The organism is Cryobacterium sp. CAN_C2 (assembly GCF_015751745.1).
GTDB lineage: Bacteria > Actinomycetota > Actinomycetes > Actinomycetales > Microbacteriaceae > Cryobacterium.
This window is the reverse complement of record NZ_JADOUX010000014.1, coordinates 89,537-108,207: the sequence shown is the minus strand read 5'-3', so window position 1 is coordinate 108,207 and position 18,671 is coordinate 89,537. Positions and strand designations below refer to the sequence as shown.

The window sequence follows — 18,671 nt, the reverse complement described above, 5'->3', positions numbered from 1 at the left end:
CTCAGCGCTGATGGTACTGCAGGGGGGACCCTGTGGGAGAGTAAGACACCGCCGGACTTAACGTCGCAACAAACAGGAAAGCCATCCCTCACGGGATGGCTTTCCTGCGTTAACCAGCAACGCCGTTCGTCGAGCCTGCCGAGACCACCGCGGGTGCCGGAGCACGATCAAAGGCCACCCGACGTCAGCGGCGGCGAAGACCGTCCAGAGCCACGGCGAGCACGTCTTTAGCGAGCTGGGCGGTATCTTCGGTGCCCTCGGGGCGGTACCACTCGGCAATGGAGTTGACCATGCCGAAGAGCAGACGCGTGACGACCCGCGGGTCGATGTCGCTGCGCAGCGAGCCCTCGTCGCGAGCCTCGACGACGAGCGCCGAGACGGTGCGGTCGAAAGCGCGGCGGCGGGTGAGGGCGAGACGTTCAACGTCGGTGTTTCCGCGCACACGCAGAAGCAGGGTGACGTATGGCAGGCGTGACGTGAGTACGTGCACGCCGCCGCGAAGGACGTAGGCCAGGCGGTCAATCGCGCTGCCGGTCAAGGCCCCCGGTTCCAACAACACGCCCTCGAGGCCGTTGAGGGCCTCGTCGAGGGCGAGCTGTAGCACTTCTTCCTTGGAGGAAAAGTGGTGGTAAATGGCCGCTTTCGAGAGACTCAGGCGCGTTGCGAGCACTCCCATAGACGTGGCGTCGTAGCCGAACTCGTTGAACGCGGTGACCGCGATTTCGAGAATGGCGCGCTGGTCGTAACCGGGGCGTCCGCGTTTGGGCGTATGTACGTCAGGCATAGATACTGAGTCTCTCACGCAGGCGTGCCGTCTACGACCGCCTAGCGCAGGTCGTAGACGCGCTTGTGCTTGCCGGTGCTGCGTTCCAGGGTGCCCGGTTCGACGATGAGCACGTCGACACTCGAACCGATTCGATCCTTGATCAGGGCGATGAGCAGGGCGCGGGCAGCCGCCGAAGCGGCATCGTCGGCGTGGTCGTGCCGTTCGATGCGCACGGTCAGCTCGTCCATGCGCGACGGACGGGTCAGTTCGAGCACGAAATGCGGCGAAAGGTGCTCAATGCCGAGAACGATCTCTTCGATCTGGGTCGGAAAGAGGTTCACCCCACGCAGAATGATCATGTCGTCATTGCGGCCGGTGATCTTCTCCATGCGGCGCATACCCGGCCGGGCGGTGCCGGGCAGCAGTCGGGTCAGGTCGCGCGTGCGATAACGGATGACCGGAAACGCCTCCTTGGTGAGGGAGGTGAAGACGAGCTCGCCAGTTTCACCATCGGGCAGCGTGACGCCGGTATCACCGTTGATGATTTCGGGCAGAAAATGGTCTTCCCACAGGTGCGGGCCATCTTTCGACTCGATGCACTCATTGCCGACGCCCGGGCCCATGACTTCACTGAGGCCATAGATGTCGAGCGCATCAAAGTCGAGGCGACCCTCAAGTTCGAGGCGCATCTGGTTGGTCCACGGCTCAGCTCCGAGCACACCGGCCTTGAGGCTGGAACGGCGCGGATCGAGGCCGGCAGCGACCATGGCGTCGGTGATGGTGAGCAGATAGCTCGGCGTCGACAGAATGACGTCCGGCTCGAAGTCGGTGATCATTTGCACCTGCTTGTTGGTCTGCCCGCCGGACATCGGGATGGCGCAGGCGCCGAGCGCTTCAATACCGGCGTGGGCGCCGAGCCCGCCGGTGAACAGGCCATACCCGTAGGCGTTGTGGACTTTCATACCGGGGCGCACGCCTGAGGCACGTAGGCTGCGGGCCACCAGGCCAGACCAAATCGCGAGGTCGTTCTTGGTGTACCCGACGACGGTCGGCAGCCCGGTCGTGCCCGAGGAAGTGTGAATGCGCGCTACCTGGTCCATGGGTACCGCGAACATGCCGAACGGATAGGAGACGCGCAGGTCTTCCTTGGTCGTGAAGGGCAGCAGCGCCACGTCTTCGAGCGTGCGAATATCATCGGGGTGCACACCGGCAGCATCAAACTTGCGCGTATACAGGGGAACGTTCTCGTAGGCGTGCCGCACGGTGTGCTGAAGGCGCGTGAGCTGAAGCGCACGGATCTCGTCGCGGGACATCCGCTCGGCCGCATCGAGTTCCGCGAGTGCCGGTGCGTGCAGACGGGTCTTGGTCAGCGTTGACATGATGCCTTCCGGAAGGGCTAGAGGTGGTTGCGGGCGGGGACGGACAGGTTGGTGGTGCGGCTGCGGCCGCGAAATTCGGCCACCGTCACATCGTTATCGACGGTGACGCGTACGTCATAGATGCCGTTGCGGCCGCTTTTCACGCGCAGTATCGCGGTCGCGGTGAGATTCTGGCCGCTCGTTGTCGGCTTCAAGAATGTGATGTCGGCGCCAGCAGCGAGCGTGACGTGGTGCGAATCGTTGCAGGCAATAGCGAAGGCCGTGTCGGCGAGGGCGAAGACGAAGCCGCCGTGGGTCACATCGAAACCGTTGAGCATATCGTCGCGCACGATCATCGAGACGACGGAATGGCCCGGCTCGTTACGGAGCACGATCATGCCGAGAGAAGCGGATGCCCGGTCGCGCTGCATCATGGCCTGGCTGCCGACGGGCAGTGCTTCGGTCATTCGGTTCTCCTCGTTGAGTTGCCGTGCGGTGAGCGATCAGCGTTGCGCTGATGAAGCTCATGTCCTCGGGGGTTGCCCGCCCGATAATGTGACTATATACTAACTGAACGATCGGTTGGTAATAGATTGCCGACCAGTGCGCAAAATTCTCAACGCGCATTACCGTAGCGCCGCCCGCACTCTCCACGACCACCGCAGTCAACGCAGACCAGGAGCCGATGATGACAAGCACCATCACGCCCGATACGAGCGCAACCGTCGCTATCAGCGTCGAAGAGCAGCAGTTCAACGACTTGATCGAAGCGGACTCGCGCATTGAGCCGCGCGACTGGATGCCCGAGGGGTACCGCAAGTCGCTCGTGCGCCAGATCTCACAGCACGCGCATTCCGAGATCATCGGTATGCAGCCCGAGTCGAACTGGATCACTCGCGCCCCAAGTCTCAAGCGCAAGGCCATCCTCATGGCCAAGGTGCAGGACGAAGCCGGTCACGGACTGTACCTCTACTCCGCCGCGCAAACCCTCGGTGCCACCCGCGACGACATGACGGATGCTCTCATCGCCGGCAAGGCGCGATACTCCTCGATCTTCAACTACCCGACCCCGACCTGGGCTGACATGGGCTCGATCGGTTGGCTCGTCGACGGTGCCGCCATCTGCAACCAGGTGCCGCTCTGCCGGGCCTCCTATGGTCCCTACGGCCGCGCGATGGTGCGCATCTGCAAGGAGGAGTCCTTTCACCAGCGTCAGGGCTTCGAGATTCTGCTCGAGCTCATGGCCGGCACCGAGGAGCAGCGTGAGATGGCTCAGGACTCGGTCAACCGTTGGTACTGGCCCGCGCTCATGATGTTCGGCCCACCCGATGACGACTCGCCCAACTCGGCGCAGTCGATGGCCTGGAAGATCAAGCGGCACTCCAACGACGACCTCCGTCAGCGCTTCGTGAACATGCTCGTCCCCCAGGCCGCCGTGCTCGGCGTCACCCTGCCCGACCCCGACCTGCACTTCAACGAGGTGACCCAGCAGTGGGATCTCGGTGAGATCGACTGGACCGAGTTCCACGAGGTGCTCGCCGGTCGTGGCCCGAACAATGCCCAGCGTTTGCAGCGCCGACGCGACGCCCACGAGGAAGGCCAGTGGGTGCGCGAAGCCGCCGCGGCCTACGCCCGCAAGCAGTACGCACTCACCACCACTCTCGAAATGGCAGCCTCATGACCACTCCCGGTGATTCTGCAGCAGAAATCTGGCCCCTTTGGGAGGTGTTCGTTCGATCCAACCGCGGCCTCAGCCACGTGCACGTCGGCTCGCTGCACGCTCCCGACGAGACCCTCGCCGTGCGCAATGCGCGTGACTTGTACACCCGCCGCAGTGAGGGCGTCTCGGTCTGGGTCGTTCCCGCCGCTGCCATCACCACGAGTGACCCCGACGCCAAGGGCGCCTTCTTTGAATCACCCGCTGGCAAGAACTACCGCCACGCGAGCTACTACTCCAAGAGCGAGGGAGTGAAGCACCTGTGAGTGAACGCATCAATTCTGACGCCGACAGCCATGCCGACAGCCACGCCGACGACCACGGCCACGCCGACGACCACGGCCACGTCGACGACCACGGCCACGTCGCGGTCGATGTCACCACGCTCGACGCCGAGCTTATTGAGGGCCCGTCCGTCGCCACGGCGGACGTGGCGGAATACGCCCTGTGGCTCGGCGACGACTCGCTCATTTTGGCCCAGCAGCTCGGCGCCTGGATCTCCCGCGCACCCGAGCTTGAAGAAGACGTCGCCCTCGGCAACGTCGCCCTCGACCTGATCGGGCACGCTCGTTCCCTGCTGCACTACGCCGGCACCGCATCGAACCGGACCGAGGACGACCTCGCCTACTGGCGCACCGAGCCGGATTTTCGGTCGCTGCACATCGTCGAGCAGCCCAACGGCGACTTCGCCCACACGATCGCGCGCCAGTTCATCGTGGCCCATTATCTGTTCGAGCTGTACAGCCGGCTGCGGGCATCCGCTGACGCGACCCTCGCCGCGATCGCGGCCAAAGCGGTGAAAGAGGTCGACTACCACCGCGACCACTCCACCCAATGGGTGCTGCGCCTCGCGCACGGCACCGACGAGTCGCGCCGTCGCATGATCACCGCGCTGTCCGACCTGTGGCCCTACGTGGACGAGGTCTTTCGCGACAACCCGCTCATCGACCGTCTCGAAGGAATCGCGGTTCGCCCTTCGACCCTGCGTTCGGCGTTTGACGCCGCCATCGCGCCGGTGCTGGCCGAGGCCGAGCTCGAAATTGCGCGCGGATTTGTAGCCTCCGGTGGCGGCCGCACCGGCACGCACTCCGAGCACCTCGCCTTTCTCCTCGCCGAAATGCAGGTGCTCACCCGCGCCCACCCCGGAGCATCATGGTGACCACCGACCGCCACTCGTCTGAGCTGCACGAGGCCCTGGCCCGCCCCCGTCCCACCGACGCGGTGTCGCTCGCCGCATGGGCGGTTGCCGCCCAGGTCGTCGACCCCGAGATTCCGGTGCTCACGATCGAAGACCTCGGCGTACTGCGCTCGGTGAAAGTCAGCAGCGACGCGGTCGCTGTCACCCTGACGCCGACCTACAGTGGATGCCCCGCCATGGATGCCATGCGCGACGACGTTCTCGAGGTGCTCACGGGCGCCGGCTACGAGAATGTGTCGGTGCAGCTCGTGCTCAGCCCGGCCTGGACCACCGACTGGATGAGCGAGATCGGCAAAGCCAAGCTCCGCGAATACGGCATCGCCGCTCCTACCGGGCGTGCGACCGTGCGCGGTTCCGGCCCGGCCGGTCCGATCCGGCTACAACTGGCCGTGAAATGCCCGCGCTGTTCCTCGCTCAATACCCGCGAGCTCGCTCACTTCGGTTCCACCTCCTGCAAGTCTCTCTACGAATGCCGAGACTGCCTCGAGCCGTTCGACTACTTCAAGGTGCTCTAGTGGCTGCAACACGTCTCGAATCCGTCAACCAGAGCGCCACGACCCTGGCGTCGGTCAAGCACCGCGGGCGTTTCCACACCCTCACGGTGGCCGAAGTGCGCCCGCTCACCGCCGACAGCGTCGAGGTCACCTTCACCGTTCCGCCCAAATTGCAGGGCGCTTTCGACTATCTGCCGGGCCAGCACCTCGCCCTGCGCGCCACGGTCGATGGCCAGGAGCTGCGTCGCAGTTACTCGATCTGTCGGCCGGCGACATCGGGTTCGATCAGCGTCGCGATCAAACGTGACCTCGGTGGCGCGTTCTCCACCTGGGCCAACAGTGAACTGCACCCCGGCGACGAAATCGATGTGATGAGCCCGCAGGGCAGCTTCACCTCGACCCTGCAGAGCCTCGACCACAAGCACGTCGTCGGCGTCGCCGCCGGCTCGGGAATCACCCCACTCATGGCCCTCGCGCACACCGTGCTCTCCGCCTCGACGACATCACTGTTCACGCTCGTCTATACCAACCGCACGGCGCTTGACGTGATGTTCCTCGACGAACTGGCCGAACTCAAAGACCGGTACCCGGCCCGCCTCGCGCTTTACCACGTACTGTCCCGCGAGCAGCGCTCCTCGTCGTTGCTGTCCGGGCGCATCGACGAAGAAAAGTTTCGGCGCATGCTCGACACGATTCTGCGCCCGACCTCGGTCGACGAGTGGTTTCTGTGTGGCCCGTTCGAACTGGTGCAGCTGTGCCGCGACACGCTGGAAAGCACCGGAGTCGAGCGTGCGCGCGTGCGCTTCGAGCTGTTCACGACCGGTGAGCCCTCGGCGGCTAGCGGCGACCGCGGACGGCCGGTCATCATCGGCACGGGTGATAAGACCTTCCAGATCGAGTTCACCCTCGACGGCCAGAGCAACACCGTCACCACCCCGGTCAACGCGAATGAGAGCATCCTGAACGCTGCCCTGCGCGTGCGTTCCGATGTGCCGTTCGCCTGCGCAGGCGGAGTCTGCGGAACCTGCCGCGCCAAACTGGTCAGCGGCGACGTCACGATGACCGAGAACTACGCGCTCGAGCCCGAAGAACTCGCCCGCGGTTACGTGCTGACCTGCCAGTCGCACCCGACCACCGACACCGTGGTCGTCGACTACGACGTTTAACACCGTGACGTTTAACACCGTGACGTTTAACACCGTGACGTTTAACACCGTGACGCCTAACACCGAAGAAAGCGGATGCCGTGATTGAGCTCTCGATAAACAAGGACGTCGCGCACGTGGTGCTGAACGCGCCCGACAAGCTCAACGCCCTCGATGAGGCTGCGATCGTGGAGCTCGACTTGGCCTACCAGACCGCCGAGCGGGCCGGCGTGCGCGCGCTCGTGCTGCGCGGTGTGGGCCGGGCTTTCTGTGCCGGCCGAGACATTTCAGCGGTCGATCCGCAAACCGACGACGTGCTCGGCTACCTCGGCGACCTCGTCACGCCGCTGCTGCAACGAATGAACCGGTTTCCGGCGCCGACCTTCGCGGCCGCGCACGGCGCGTGCCTCGGAGTGGGCCTGGGCCTGCTCATCGCCACTGACGTCGTCTACGTCGCCGACTCCGCACAGATCGGCTCGCCGTTCGCGAACCTTGGCGCGACGCTTGACTCGGGCGGGCACGCCCTGTTCGTGGAACGCCTCGGCGCGCACCGCACCCTCGACCTGATCTACAGCGGGCGGCTCATGTCCGGGGCCGAAGCCGTAGCCGGCGGCCTTTTCAGCCAGGTATTTCCGGCCGTGGACCTGACCGAGGCGACCGTGCAGGCGGCCTCGCGCGCGGCATCCGGTGCAACGCAGGCATTTCTCGCGAGCAAGGCGCTCGTGCAGTCGCTGCGCGACGAACGGCTCGGACTCTGGCAGAGCATGAGCGACGAGACCGCCGCCCAGGCCGCGCTCTGCGCCACCGGCGACTACCGTGAGGGGTTTGCCGCGTTCCAACAGAAGCGCAAACCCTCCTTCACCGGCCGCGCCTGAAGCTGGGCGCCGGTCAGACGGATCCCGCTGACCTGCGCGCACGTTCACCAGGTCGCGGATTGTGGGAGCGGCAGAAGGAGTATTTGGCGGTCGACGCGACGTACTCTGGTGAGGTGGAGGTACGAAAGATATGACGACGCGGTGGGCCCGCTTCGCGCGCGGCTGGATAGTTGCCCTGTTCTCGACTTTTGTCGCCGCTCTCTCACACGCTCTCGGTGGCGCATCAGCGCCCAGCCTGCTGGCGGTCGTGATGTCGCTCGCCTTCGCTGGCATGGTGTGTGTCACCCTCGCGGGCCGCACCCTGTCATTCTGGCGCGGCGTCGCATCCGTTTTAATCAGCCAGTTCATTTTTCACGGGCTGTTCTCGCTCGGGGCATCGGGCGGCGCCCTGTCTTCTGAGGCAATCGCCGCGTCGGGCACGCACCAGCATGAGGTGCTGCCCGGCCTGATCAATGCTGCGCTCGTGCCCCCGGCCCCCCACGGTGGGCATGACGGTACCGCCATGTGGCTCGCTCACCTCGGCGCTGCGATCGTGACGGTCCTCGCCCTGCGTTTCGGGGAACGCGCGTTCTGGGGTCTCGTTGACAACCTTCACCTGGGTATCCGTAGCCTGTTCAGGTCGGCCCGGTGCAGGGTATCGGTGGCGGCCCCGCTGCGCATCGCGCACGATGCCCCGGTACGGACGCCGCGAGATCTGGCTCTTGTGCTCTCTCCCATGCGCCACCGTGGTCCGCCTGCCGCCGCGCTCGTCGCCTGACCCAGCAGACCAGACCATCTTCCCCGCCGCCCCGAACGAGTACCAGAGGCTTCACTCTGCTCCGGTCGGCTCACGCCGGGCACCCCACGCCGAAGGATCATCATGAAGTTCACGACCCCCATTTTCGCTGCAACTGACCGTACCGCTGCCGCCACGCTCGCGCTCGCCTCCCCGCTCGCCGCGAGCAGTCGGTCGAATACCGTGCGCGGCAACACGACGCTTGGCAGAGTGACTCCCCGCATGGTTCGACGTGCGCATCGCCGGCCGGCCGGTCCGACGGGTCGCCGTACGGCCCGAGCCGTGTTCGCGGTCGTCGTCGTAGCCGGGGCCCTCGGCTGGGGAGCGGCTCCCGCATCGGCTCACAACTCGGCCGTTGGCTCATCTCCAACCGCCGACGCGGTCGTGACCGAGCAACCCGGAGTGTTCTCGGTCACCACCAGTGATCTGTTGCTCGATCTAGGCGGAACAGGCTCGGGCAGTGCGATCGTCATCACCGGGCCCGCCAGCGCGCCGCTGTTTTATGGTGATGGGTGCGCAACCGTCTCCGGTGCCACGGTCGAAACTGCGGCTCAACTTGGCGCGGCCGGGCTGTACACGGTGATCTGGCAAACGGTCTCCACCGACGGCCACTCGATCTCCGACGAGTTCACCTTTGACTGGCAGCCGGCTCCAGACCAGTCGCTTGCCGACGGGGCGGCTACTGCTCCGTCTTGCGGAACCGAAGCGGATGCGGCCACCTCGCCCCCCGCAGCTGCCGGAACGACCGGTTCTGGCGCTAACGACAGCACCCTTCAAACCATCGCCTGGATGGGGGGAGCCTTCGGCGCAGTGCTGCTCGTTGTGGGAGCAACCCTCGTCATACTGCGTCGCAAAACCCGCCCCTGACTCTCGCTGGTGCACACTCGCTCGGTGCGGGAACGTGTCAGGGGGCGCGGGTAAAGTTATGCAGGTGAGTTGGAACGCTGAGCTGCCATGGAACCCTGACGACGTCGAACCACCGAGCTCTACTGAACCACCGAGCTCCTCTGAACCACCGAGCGATTTCGACGCCCCCGACGACTTTGACGCACCACCCCCCGAAGCAGACCCGCAATTCAGCGGGCGGCAGCCCGCGTACGCGGGCGCAGCATCCGCTTCACACCAGACCACCGCGACCCGGCCTGCGACTCGCGCCGCGGCACCGGTTCGCGCCGCGACACGCAAATTCGCCACCGCCGCCGAAGCATTGCACACCGTCTTCGGCTACGACTCATTCCGTGGCGACCAGGCCGAGATTATCGCGCAGGTCGTCGACGGCGAGGACGCCGTCGTGCTCATGCCGACCGGCGGCGGCAAGAGCCTCTGTTATCAGATTCCCGCCCTCGTGCGTGCGGGTACCGGCATCGTGGTGTCGCCGCTCATCGCCCTGATGCAAGACCAGGTTGACGCACTCACCGCCGTCGGCGTACGTGCCGAATTTCTGAACTCCAGCCAAGATTCCGCGACCCGTAGCCAGGTCGAGCGCGACTACCTGAACGGCGACCTGGACCTGCTCTACGTCGCCCCCGAGCGACTCTCCAACGAGGCCACCAAACGGCTGCTTGACCGCGGAACCATCGCCCTGTTCGCCATCGACGAGGCCCACTGTGTATCGCAGTGGGGTCACGATTTTCGGCCGGACTACCTGGCTCTCAGTGAACTCGCTGACCGCTGGCCCGACGTGCCGCGCATCGCCCTCACCGCGACGGCGACCGATGCCACGCACCAGGAGATCACAACCCGCCTGCAGCTGGGCGACGCCAAGCACTTCGTGGCGAGCTTTGACCGACCCAATATTCAGTACCGTATCGTCGGCAAGGCCGAGGTGCGCAAGCAGCTGCTGGCATTCCTGAAGACCGAGCACCCCGGCGACGCTGGAATCGTTTACGCCCTCAGCCGCAAGACCGTCGACCAGACCGCCGAGTTTCTGCGCGCGAATGGTGTGAACGCTCTGCCGTACCACGCCGGTCTCGACGCGGGCTTGCGCGCCCGCACCCAGTCCAGGTTCCTGCGTGAGGAGGGCGTCGTTATCGTCGCCACGATCGCGTTCGGCATGGGAATCGACAAGCCCGACGTGCGTTTCGTTGCCCACATCGACCTGCCCAAATCGGTCGAGGGTTACTACCAGGAGACCGGTCGCGCTGGACGTGACGGCGCCCCGGCCACCGCCTGGCTCGCCTACGGCCTGCAAGACGTGGTGCAGCAGCGCCGCATGATCGACGAATCGCCCGGCGACCTCGGCCATCGGCGCAAACTCTCCGCCCACCTCGACGCCATGCTTGCCCTGTGCGAAACGGTGCATTGTCGCCGCGTGAACCTGCTGCGCTACTTCGGTCAGACCAGCGAATCCTGCGGCAACTGCGACACCTGCCTGGAGCCTCCCGAGGCCTGGAACGGCACCATTCCCGCCCAGAAACTGCTCTCCACCATTGTGCGCCTGCAGCGTGAACGCAACCAGAAGTTCGGCGCCGGTCACCTCATCGACATTCTCCGCGGCAAAGAAACCCCCCGCGCCACCCAATACGGACACTCTGCTCTCAGCACCTGGGGACTCGGCGCCGATCTCAGCGACCAGGCTTGGCGCGGCGTCGTCCGGCAGATGCTGGCCCAAGGCCTGCTCGCCACCTCCGGTGAATACGGCACCCTGGTGCTGACGGATGCCGCGGCCGAGGTTCTCAGCGGCGGCCGCGAGGTGCAGTTGCGGCGTGAACCCGACCGCCCCGCACGTTCAAGCGCCGCACGCCGCCCCAGCGCGGCGAAGGTTGCTGCCGCCGACCTCAGTACGGCTCAGGAAACCCTGTTCGAGGCGCTGCGCGTTTGGCGCTCGGCGGAGTCGAAGGAGCAGGGCGTGCCCGCCTACATCGTCTTCGGCGACGCGACACTGATCGCCGTCGCCGCGGCCGGCCCCACCACCCTCGCGGCCCTCGACGGCATCACCGGCATCGGCGCCAAGAAACTTGAGGCCTACGGAGAAGCCCTGCTCGAGGTCGTCGTCGCGTCCGCCTGATCGCAATTTTAGTTCCCTGGTCCCCGAACCGCCTCATCTCAGCATCTCCCGCTCGCCGAACTGTGAGTATTGATCTAAATAAATCGTTTCAACGTCTCAAGTCTCCCGGGCCGAGCCGGGTGCCAATTGGCTAGGTCCTTGTGGGGGTGCGCAGGTCTGCGCGGCTCTGAGTTGTAGTGAACCTACAAAACGGATGCCGTGGGCGGCATATATCGTTGTCGTCGGGGTACCGGGCATTTCGCGACCGTGACCTGCGGTCCTAACGTTGCGATCACCACTCTCGCGCGAACAGTTAGGACCAACCATGGTTGACACGGCCCTGCGCCTCAGCAGCCGATCGACGACGATCGACCCTCGCCTCGACGTCAGCGTTGACACCGGCCCGATCAAGTCCATCGGCGACCCGACCGCCCCGGCGGTCAATGTTGAGGTACTCGGACGTCAGCTGCTCGGCACCTGGGCCGACGTGCGCCTCGCCGCCCGTGAAGTCACCGCGCGCCCCGACATGCAGCGCATCGAGGGCCTCTCGATGGCTGACCACCGCCTGCGCGTGCTCGAGCAGCTCAAGGTGCTCGCCGCCAACGGCCACGTGCTGCGTGCCTTTCCCAAGCACCTCGGCGGGCAAGACGACCACGGCGGAAACATCGCCGGCTTCGAAGAGCTCGTCATCGCTGACCCGAGCCTGCAGATCAAGGGCGGCGTGCAGTGGGGCCTGTTCGGTGCCGCCGTGCTGCACCTCGGCACAAAGACCCACCACGACAAATACCTGCCCGGTATCATGAACCTGAGCGTTCCCGGGGCATTCGCCATGACCGAGATTGGCCACGGTTCCGACGTCGCGAGCATCGGCACCACCGCGACCTTCGACGCCGACACCGGCGAGTTCGTCATCAACACCCCGTTTCGCGCCGCGTGGAAGGACTACCTCGGCAACGCCGCGAAAGACGGCATCGCCGCCGTGCTGTTCGCGCAGCTCATCACCCAGGGCGTCAACCACGGCGTGCACGCCTTCTACCTGCCCATTCGCGACGCGAACGGCGACTTCCTGCCCGGTGTCGGCGGCGAAGACGACGGCCTCAAGGGTGGCCTCAACGGCATCGACAACGGCCGACTGCACTTCGAGAACGTGCGCATCCCGCGCGAAAACCTGCTCAACCGGTACGGCGATGTCGCCGAAGACGGCACCTACACCAGCCCGATCGGCAGCCCCGGCCGCCGCTTCTTCACCATGCTCGGCACCCTGGTGCAGGGTCGCGTGTCGCTCGACGGTGCCGCCACCGCGGCATCCGCTCTAGCTTTGACCATCGCGATCACCTACGGAAGCCAGCGCCGCCAGTTCACCGCCGGAAGCGACACCGACGAAGAGGTCATCCTCGACTACCAGCGCCACCAGCGCCGGTTGTTCCCGCGCCTCGCCACGACCTACGCGCAGACCTTCGCGCACGATGAATTCCTGGTGAAGTTCGACGAGGTGTTCAGCGGCAAGGCCGACACCGACGACGACCGGCAAGACCTGGAGACCCTCGCCGCCGCGCTCAAGCCGCTCTCCACCTGGCACGCGCTCGACACCCTGCAGGAGGCCCGCGAAGCCTGCGGCGGCGCCGGATTTCTGGCCGAGAACCGCCTCGTCGGCCTGCGCGCCGACCTCGACATCTTCGCGACCTTCGAGGGCGATAACAACGTGCTGCTGCAGCTCGTTGCCAAGCGACTGCTCACTGATTACAGTCGCAAATTCGCCAAAGCGGATGTCGGCGCCCTCGCCCGCTACGTCGTGCAGCACGCTGCTGGTCGCGCGTACCATGGCACCGGTCTGCGAACCCTCGGGCAGACGGTTTTCGATCGGGGGTCCACGGCCCGCTCCGTCGGCGCCCTTCGCGATGCCGATGTGCAGCGCGAGCTGCTCACCGATCGGGTCGAGAGCATGATCGGCGAGGTCGCCGGCAAGTTGCGCGGCGCCACCAAACTGCCCAAGAAGCAGGCCGCCGACCTGTTCAACGCGCACCAGAACGAGCTCATCGAAGCGGCCCGGGCCCACGGGGAACTACTGCAGTGGGAGTCGTTCACACGGGCACTCGAGGCGACGGCGGATTCCGGTACCAAGCAGGTGCTCACCTGGCTGCGCGACCTGTTCGGCCTCAGCCTGGTGGAGAAGAACCTGGCCTGGTACCTCATCCACGGTCGCCTTTCCGCCCAGCGCGCTCAGGCCGTCACGGCGTACATCGACCGGCTCATCGCGCGCATTCGACCGCATGCGCTCGATCTCGTCGACGCGTTCGGCTACTCGCCAGACCACCTGCGGGCGACGATCGCGAGTGGCATTGAGCGCGAGCGGCAAACCGAAGCCCGCGATTACTACGCCGCCCAACGGGCGTCTGGGACCGCGCCCGCCCCCGAGAAGCCGGTCAAGAAGTAGTCCTGCCCGTCGTACTCAGGTACGACACAGGTGGCGCACAATCATCCCCATGGTTGATGCGCCACATTGAGGGGAGACCATACCGTTTGATAGGGGGGCTTCAGAGCAGTGAAACGAGGCTCTCCCACTAACGGAATGAGGCGGTCGTGATCCAGGCACAGTCCCTGACCAAGCACTACGGAAGCAAGACCGCGGTCGACGCGGTCGACTTCGTGGTGCAACCGGGCAAGGTCACCGGTTTTCTCGGGCCGAACGGCGCGGGCAAGTCCACAACGATGCGCATGATCGTCGGCCTGGATCGTCCCAGCGCCGGCTCGGTCATCGTCAACGGCAAACCGTACCACGAGCACAAGGCTCCGCTGCGTGAGGTCGGCGTGCTGCTCGACGCCACGGCCGTGCACACCGGTCGCAGCGCCTACAACCACCTGCGCGCCATGGCCGCCACGCACAACATCCCCACCAGCCGGGTACACGAGGTCATCAATCTCACCGGCCTCGAGTCCGTCGCCCGCAAACGCGCTGGCGGATTCTCGCTCGGCATGGGCCAGCGCCTCGGCATCGCCGCGGCGTTGCTCGGCGACCCGGCCACGCTCATCCTCGACGAGCCGGTCAACGGCCTCGACCCCGAGGGCGTGCAGTGGGTGCGCAAGCTCACCAGACAGCTCGCGGCCGAGGGCCGCACCGTGCTGCTCTCCTCGCACCTCATGAGCGAGATGGCGCTCACCGCCGACCACCTCATCGTGCTCGGTCGCGGCCGGGTGATAGCGGATGCCTCGGTCGCCGATATCATCGCCTCGGCTGCCCAGAATACGGTTCGCGTACGCACCCCGCACACCGCGGCCCTCGCAACCCTGCTGGCGCAGACGGATGTGACCATCACCAACATCGAGCAGGACGTACTCGAGATCAGCGGACTGACCGTGTCCGAAATTGGTGAGTGCGCCGCCGCCGCCCAGATCTCCCTGCACGAACTCTCCGCGGTAAGCGCCTCGCTCGAGGACGCCTACATGAAACTCACCCAGAACGAAGTGGAGTATCGCACCGGCGACGCTTCCTCCCCCACCGAAGCGGAGGCGGCTCGGTGAGCACCGTAGCCCACCCCACCCCGCCATCCACTGCGCGCACATCCTTCGCGTCGACCGGCTCCGGGCTCAGCTTCACCGGCCTGCTCCGCTCCGAATCGATCAAGTTGTGGAGCCTGCGCTCCACATACTGGACCTTCTCCCTCGTTGTCGTGGCCGCGCTTGGCATTGCGGTGCTGATGTCGTTTGCCATGTCGGCCGGGTACGACCCGGCCACCGGTGCTGCCATGGGTATCGACACCGCGCAGATGTTCGTTATCGTCTCAACATCTGGGTTGAGCCTCGGACAGCTGATCGTCGCCGTGCTCGGCGTGCTCTCGATCAGTGGTGAGTATTCGAGCGGCATGATCAAGTCGACGTTCAGCGCGGTGCCGAACCGTCTGCCCGCACTCTGGGCCAAGGTCTGCGTGTTGTTCGGATTCACCTTCGTGGTGGGCCTGGTCAGCGTGATCGGGTCGTACCTCGTGGCCATCCCCATCCTGGGAGCCAAAGACATCACCGCGAACCTATTCGACGTTGACGTGATTCTGCCGTTGCTTGGAAACGTGCTGTTCCTGGCTCTGATCGCAGTCTTCGCCATCGGCATCGGCACGATCGTGCGCAGCAGCGCCGGCGGCATCGCGACGGTGCTTGGAATCATCCTGCTCCTGCCGACCGTCGTTGGCCTTTTTTCGATGCTCGTCGGGTGGGTAGCCGACATCGTGCCGTTCATGTTCACCGTGGCCGGCTCCGAGATGATCACCCCGAACACCATGGAATCCTGGCAGGCGTTCCTGGTTGTTCTCGCCTGGGTCGCTGTGAGCCTCGGTACGGCCGCCCTGCTGCTCAAGCGCCGCGACGCCTGACCCGTACCATCGAAGAATGAGAACCCACACGTCTCCCCCCGAGCGCGCACTCGCAGCGGGGGGAGACGTGCGTCTGCCCACCCCTCCCGGAGTCGTGCGGCGGTTCTGGACCCGGCATCCGCACCTGGCCGACACGCTCATCGCGTTGATCTACGTCGTGCCGATGGCGCTCACCCTTCTTGTAAACCTGCTTGACGCCGAGCCGGCCCCGCTGCGTGATATTCTCCCGAACGCCGCCATCATGCTGCTCCTGGCCGCTGCCCTGTTCTGTCGCCGACGGATGCCGCGGCTCGGTCTGGCCCTGACCTGGGTCAGCCTGCTCACCTTTGCCGACTACGGCGAAGCCCACCTCGTGGCTCAGCTCCTCGCGCTCTACGCTGTCGCGGTGTACTCCGACGTGCGCAGCGCCTGGATCGGCTTCGGTGCGTCGACGGTGCTGACGAGTCTGGCCGCGTGGCACACCGTGAATCCGGCCGAGGTGCCCTGGATCCCCGTGGCCATCCAGGTGGCGATCATGATGTTCGCCGCCACCCTGGTCGGCGTCAACATGGGCAACAGCAAACGCTATGTGGCCTCGCTGCTCGAGCTGGCAGCGCAATTGACCCGCGAACGCGACCAACAGGCGCAGTTCTCGCGTATCTCCGAGCGGTCTCGCATCGCTGCCGAAATGCACGACGTGGTCGCCCACAGTCTGTCCGTTATGGTGGCGCTCGCCGACGGTGCCCATGCCATCGCTGCCAAAGACATCGGGCGATCCCGTGCGGCGATGCTTGACGTTGCTGTCACCGGGCGCCGATCGATGACCGAGATGCGGCGCCTGCTCGGGGTGCTCGACGTCGGTACCGCGCCGGTTCCGCTCGCACCGCAGCCGGGCATCGATCAACTCGCCGACCTCGTCGAATCCTTTCGATCGACCGGGCTCCCCGTCGTGTTGGAACGCAGCGGACGCGAACCCACCAACCCGAGCGTGCAGCTGACCATCTTTCGGCTGGTGCAGGAGTCGCTCACCAACGTGCTGCGCTACGCCGATACGCCGACCCGGGTCGTGGTGCGGCTGAATTCGGCGCCCGGAAGAGCCGAGGTCACGGTCAGCGACAATGGTCGGCTGCGCCGCGAACCGAGCGCTCATGCGTTCGGCCGCGGCCTGATCGGCATGCAGGAACGGGTGTCTATCTACGGCGGAACTTTTGAAGCCGGAGCGGGACTCCACGACGGGTGGCGCGTGCACGCCGCTATGACTTTCGAGAATGAACCGCGACAACCGGCCGTCGACGAGGAGAGATGACGGGACCAGGCATGGCCCCGCTGCCCGATCCGATCCGCATCATGCTCGTCGACGACCAGGCGCTTCTGCGCGTGGGTTTTCGCATGGTGCTTGAGGCCGAAGACGACTTCAGCGTCGTCGCCGAAGCGGGCGACGGCGCTCAGGCGATTGCGCTCGCCGCGAGTGTGCGCCCGCAGGTCATCCTGATGGACGTGCGCCTGCCGGGACTCGACGGCATCGAGGCAACCCGGCAGATTATGGCGGCCCAGCCGGAAGCCCGCATCATCATCCTCACGACCTTTGACCTCGACGAGTACGCGTTCGGTGGGTTGCGCGCCGGCGCGAGCGGCTTTCTGCTGAAAAACGCCGAACCGGGGGAACTGATCGACGCCATTCGCACGGTGGTCTCGGGGGAGGCCTCCGTTTCACCGCGGGTGACCCGGCGCCTGCTCGACCTCTTCGGCACCCAGCTGCCGCAGGCCGGCGCCCATGACGCCGATACTGCGGCCGCCGTCGCGGCCCTCACCGAACGGGAGACCGAGGTCTTTCTGGCGATCGCCGAGGGACTCTCCAACTCCGAACTGGCCGAGCGGTTCTTTCTCTCCGAGTCGACCGTGAAAACCCATGTCGGCCGCATCCTGCACAAACTCGGCCTGCGGGACCGGGTGCAGGCGGTTATTCTGGCCTACGAGCAGGGTCTCGTCGGCCGCTGATCCCGGCGGCCCCATGGGCGGGGCATAGGCTCAGGGTATGCGTACCTTCTACCCCGAGTGTGAACCCTACGAAACCGGCATGCTCGATGTCGGTGACAATCAGACCATCTACTGGGAGGCCTCGGGCAATCCCGACGGCAAGCCGGCGGTATATCTGCACGGCGGCCCGGGCGGCGCATCCGGCGCGGACCAGCGGCGGGTGTTCGACCCGGCGAAGTACCGCATCATCCTGTTCGACCAGCGTGGCTGCGGCCTCAGCACGCCGCACGCGAGCGCGCCCGACGTCGACCTGAGCGTCAACACCACCTGGGCCCTCGTGGCCGACCTGGAAAAACTGCGCGAGCACCTCGGCATCGAGCGCTGGCTGGTCTGCGGAGGATCGTGGGGCAGCACCTTGGCTCTCGCCTACGCCGAGACGCACCCCGAGAAGGTCACCGAGCTCGTCGTGCGCGGCATCTTCACACTGCGACCGGTCGAGCTCGACTGGTTCTACGAGGGCGGCGCCGCCGCGATCTACCCCGACCTGTGGGAGTCGTTCCTCGCGCCCGTTCCCGAAAATGAGCGCGGTCACCTGATTCAGGCTTATGGCCGGCTGCTGCACGACCCCGACCAGTTCGTGCGCGAACGTGCCGGCGTGGCCTGGGCCACCTGGGAATCCTCGACGATCACCCTGCTGCAGGAGCCCGACAAGATCGCACACTTCTCAGACCCTGCCTTTGCGGTGGCATTCGCTCGTATCGAAAACCATTTCTTCGCCAACCGGGGCTGGTTCACCCCGAACCAGCTCATCGACAACGCGTCCCGACTCGCCGACATTCCTGGCGTCATCGTGCAGGGCCGCTATGACATGTGCACCCCCGCGTTCACCGCGTGGGACCTGCACAAGAACTGGCCGGAAGCCGAATTCCAGCTGATTCCCGACGCCGGCCATGCCTTCGACCAGCCCGGCATCCTCGACGCCATCATCGAGGCGACCGACCGCTTCGCCGCCTAGTGCGCTGAGAATTTATCAGGCAATC

18 protein-coding genes are annotated in these 18,671 nt (G+C 65.7%); 15 read left to right on the top strand and 3 right to left on the bottom strand.

Features of this window, described 5'->3' with window-relative positions:
* Nucleotides 1-184: 184 nt before the first annotated feature.
* Genes IWX77_RS12125 through paaI form a run of 3 tightly spaced genes read right to left on the bottom strand, consistent with a single transcriptional unit; the run spans nt 185 to nt 2,591 of the window.
* The gene (locus IWX77_RS12125; protein WP_196844766.1) at nt 185-784 is read right to left on the bottom strand and encodes a TetR/AcrR family transcriptional regulator; all 600 of its coding nucleotides are present in this window, start codon (nt 782-784) and stop codon (nt 185-187) included.
* Nucleotides 785-825: 41 nt separating this feature from the next.
* Complete coding sequence (gene paaK, locus IWX77_RS12120; protein WP_196844765.1) at nt 826-2,145, bottom strand: phenylacetate--CoA ligase PaaK; 1,320 nt, start codon at nt 2,143-2,145, stop codon at nt 826-828.
* A 17-nt stretch (nt 2,146-2,162) separates the two neighbouring features.
* On the bottom strand, nt 2,163-2,591 hold the full coding sequence (gene paaI, locus IWX77_RS12115) for a hydroxyphenylacetyl-CoA thioesterase PaaI (protein WP_196844764.1): 429 nt from the start codon (nt 2,589-2,591) through the stop codon (nt 2,163-2,165).
* Between the two features lie 221 nt (nt 2,592-2,812).
* Between paaI and paaA the strand changes: the two genes are divergently transcribed.
* The 15 genes from paaA to pip all read left to right on the top strand — a co-directional run bounded on the left by paaA (nt 2,813) and on the right by pip (nt 18,646).
* Nucleotides 2,813-3,805 (top strand): 1,2-phenylacetyl-CoA epoxidase subunit PaaA, encoded by a 993-nt coding sequence (gene paaA / locus IWX77_RS12110; RefSeq protein WP_442784463.1) that lies wholly within the window; start codon nt 2,813-2,815, stop codon nt 3,803-3,805.
* Nucleotides 3,802-4,107, top strand: a complete 306-nt coding sequence (gene paaB / locus IWX77_RS12105; RefSeq protein WP_092106867.1) for a 1,2-phenylacetyl-CoA epoxidase subunit PaaB — start codon at nt 3,802-3,804, stop codon at nt 4,105-4,107. The genes paaA and paaB overlap by 4 nt, the downstream gene beginning before the upstream one ends.
* A complete protein-coding gene (gene paaC, locus IWX77_RS12100) occupies nt 4,104-5,000 on the top strand; it encodes a 1,2-phenylacetyl-CoA epoxidase subunit PaaC (RefSeq protein WP_442784464.1) in 897 nt (298 codons plus the stop codon). Before paaB ends, paaC begins: the two co-directional genes overlap by 4 nt.
* A complete protein-coding gene (gene paaD / locus IWX77_RS12095; protein WP_196844762.1) occupies nt 4,994-5,554 on the top strand; it encodes a 1,2-phenylacetyl-CoA epoxidase subunit PaaD in 561 nt (186 codons plus the stop codon). Before paaC ends, paaD begins: the two co-directional genes overlap by 7 nt.
* A complete protein-coding gene (gene paaE, locus IWX77_RS12090; RefSeq protein ID WP_442784465.1) occupies nt 5,554-6,699 on the top strand; it encodes a 1,2-phenylacetyl-CoA epoxidase subunit PaaE in 1,146 nt (381 codons plus the stop codon). Before paaD ends, paaE begins: the two co-directional genes overlap by 1 nt.
* Before the next feature lie 80 nt (nt 6,700-6,779).
* Nucleotides 6,780-7,553, top strand: a complete 774-nt coding sequence (locus IWX77_RS12085) for an enoyl-CoA hydratase/isomerase family protein (protein WP_196844760.1) — start codon at nt 6,780-6,782, stop codon at nt 7,551-7,553.
* Between the two features lie 130 nt (nt 7,554-7,683).
* On the top strand, nt 7,684-8,310 hold the full coding sequence (locus IWX77_RS12080; protein ID WP_196844759.1) for a hypothetical protein: 627 nt from the start codon (nt 7,684-7,686) through the stop codon (nt 8,308-8,310).
* Nucleotides 8,311-8,412: 102 nt separating this feature from the next.
* Nucleotides 8,413-9,195, top strand: a complete 783-nt coding sequence (locus tag IWX77_RS12075) for a copper resistance CopC family protein (protein ID WP_196844758.1) — start codon at nt 8,413-8,415, stop codon at nt 9,193-9,195.
* A 58-nt stretch (nt 9,196-9,253) separates the two neighbouring features.
* Nucleotides 9,254-11,335, top strand: coding sequence for a DNA helicase RecQ (gene recQ, locus IWX77_RS12070; RefSeq protein WP_196844757.1), 2,082 nt, complete (start codon nt 9,254-9,256; stop codon nt 11,333-11,335).
* A 304-nt stretch (nt 11,336-11,639) separates the two neighbouring features.
* On the top strand, nt 11,640-13,748 hold the full coding sequence (locus IWX77_RS12065) for an acyl-CoA dehydrogenase family protein (protein ID WP_196844756.1): 2,109 nt from the start codon (nt 11,640-11,642) through the stop codon (nt 13,746-13,748).
* 146 nt (nt 13,749-13,894) lie between these two features.
* Nucleotides 13,895-14,833, top strand: a complete 939-nt coding sequence (locus IWX77_RS12060) for an ABC transporter ATP-binding protein (RefSeq protein ID WP_196844755.1) — start codon at nt 13,895-13,897, stop codon at nt 14,831-14,833.
* Nucleotides 14,830-15,675 carry an ABC transporter permease gene (locus tag IWX77_RS12055; RefSeq protein ID WP_196844754.1) on the top strand — a complete coding sequence of 282 codons (846 nt, stop codon included), beginning with the start codon at nt 14,830-14,832 and terminating at the stop codon, nt 15,673-15,675. The genes IWX77_RS12060 and IWX77_RS12055 overlap by 4 nt, the downstream gene beginning before the upstream one ends.
* Nucleotides 15,676-15,691: 16 nt before the next feature.
* The gene (locus IWX77_RS12050; protein ID WP_196844753.1) at nt 15,692-16,960 is read left to right on the top strand and encodes a sensor histidine kinase; all 1,269 of its coding nucleotides are present in this window, start codon (nt 15,692-15,694) and stop codon (nt 16,958-16,960) included.
* On the top strand, nt 16,957-17,652 hold the full coding sequence (locus tag IWX77_RS12045) for a response regulator (RefSeq protein WP_297413642.1): 696 nt from the start codon (nt 16,957-16,959) through the stop codon (nt 17,650-17,652). Before IWX77_RS12050 ends, IWX77_RS12045 begins: the two co-directional genes overlap by 4 nt.
* Nucleotides 17,653-17,689: 37 nt before the next feature.
* Nucleotides 17,690-18,646 (top strand): prolyl aminopeptidase, encoded by a 957-nt coding sequence (pip, locus tag IWX77_RS12040; RefSeq protein ID WP_196844752.1) that lies wholly within the window; start codon nt 17,690-17,692, stop codon nt 18,644-18,646.
* The last annotated feature ends 25 nt before the right edge of the window (nt 18,647-18,671 follow it).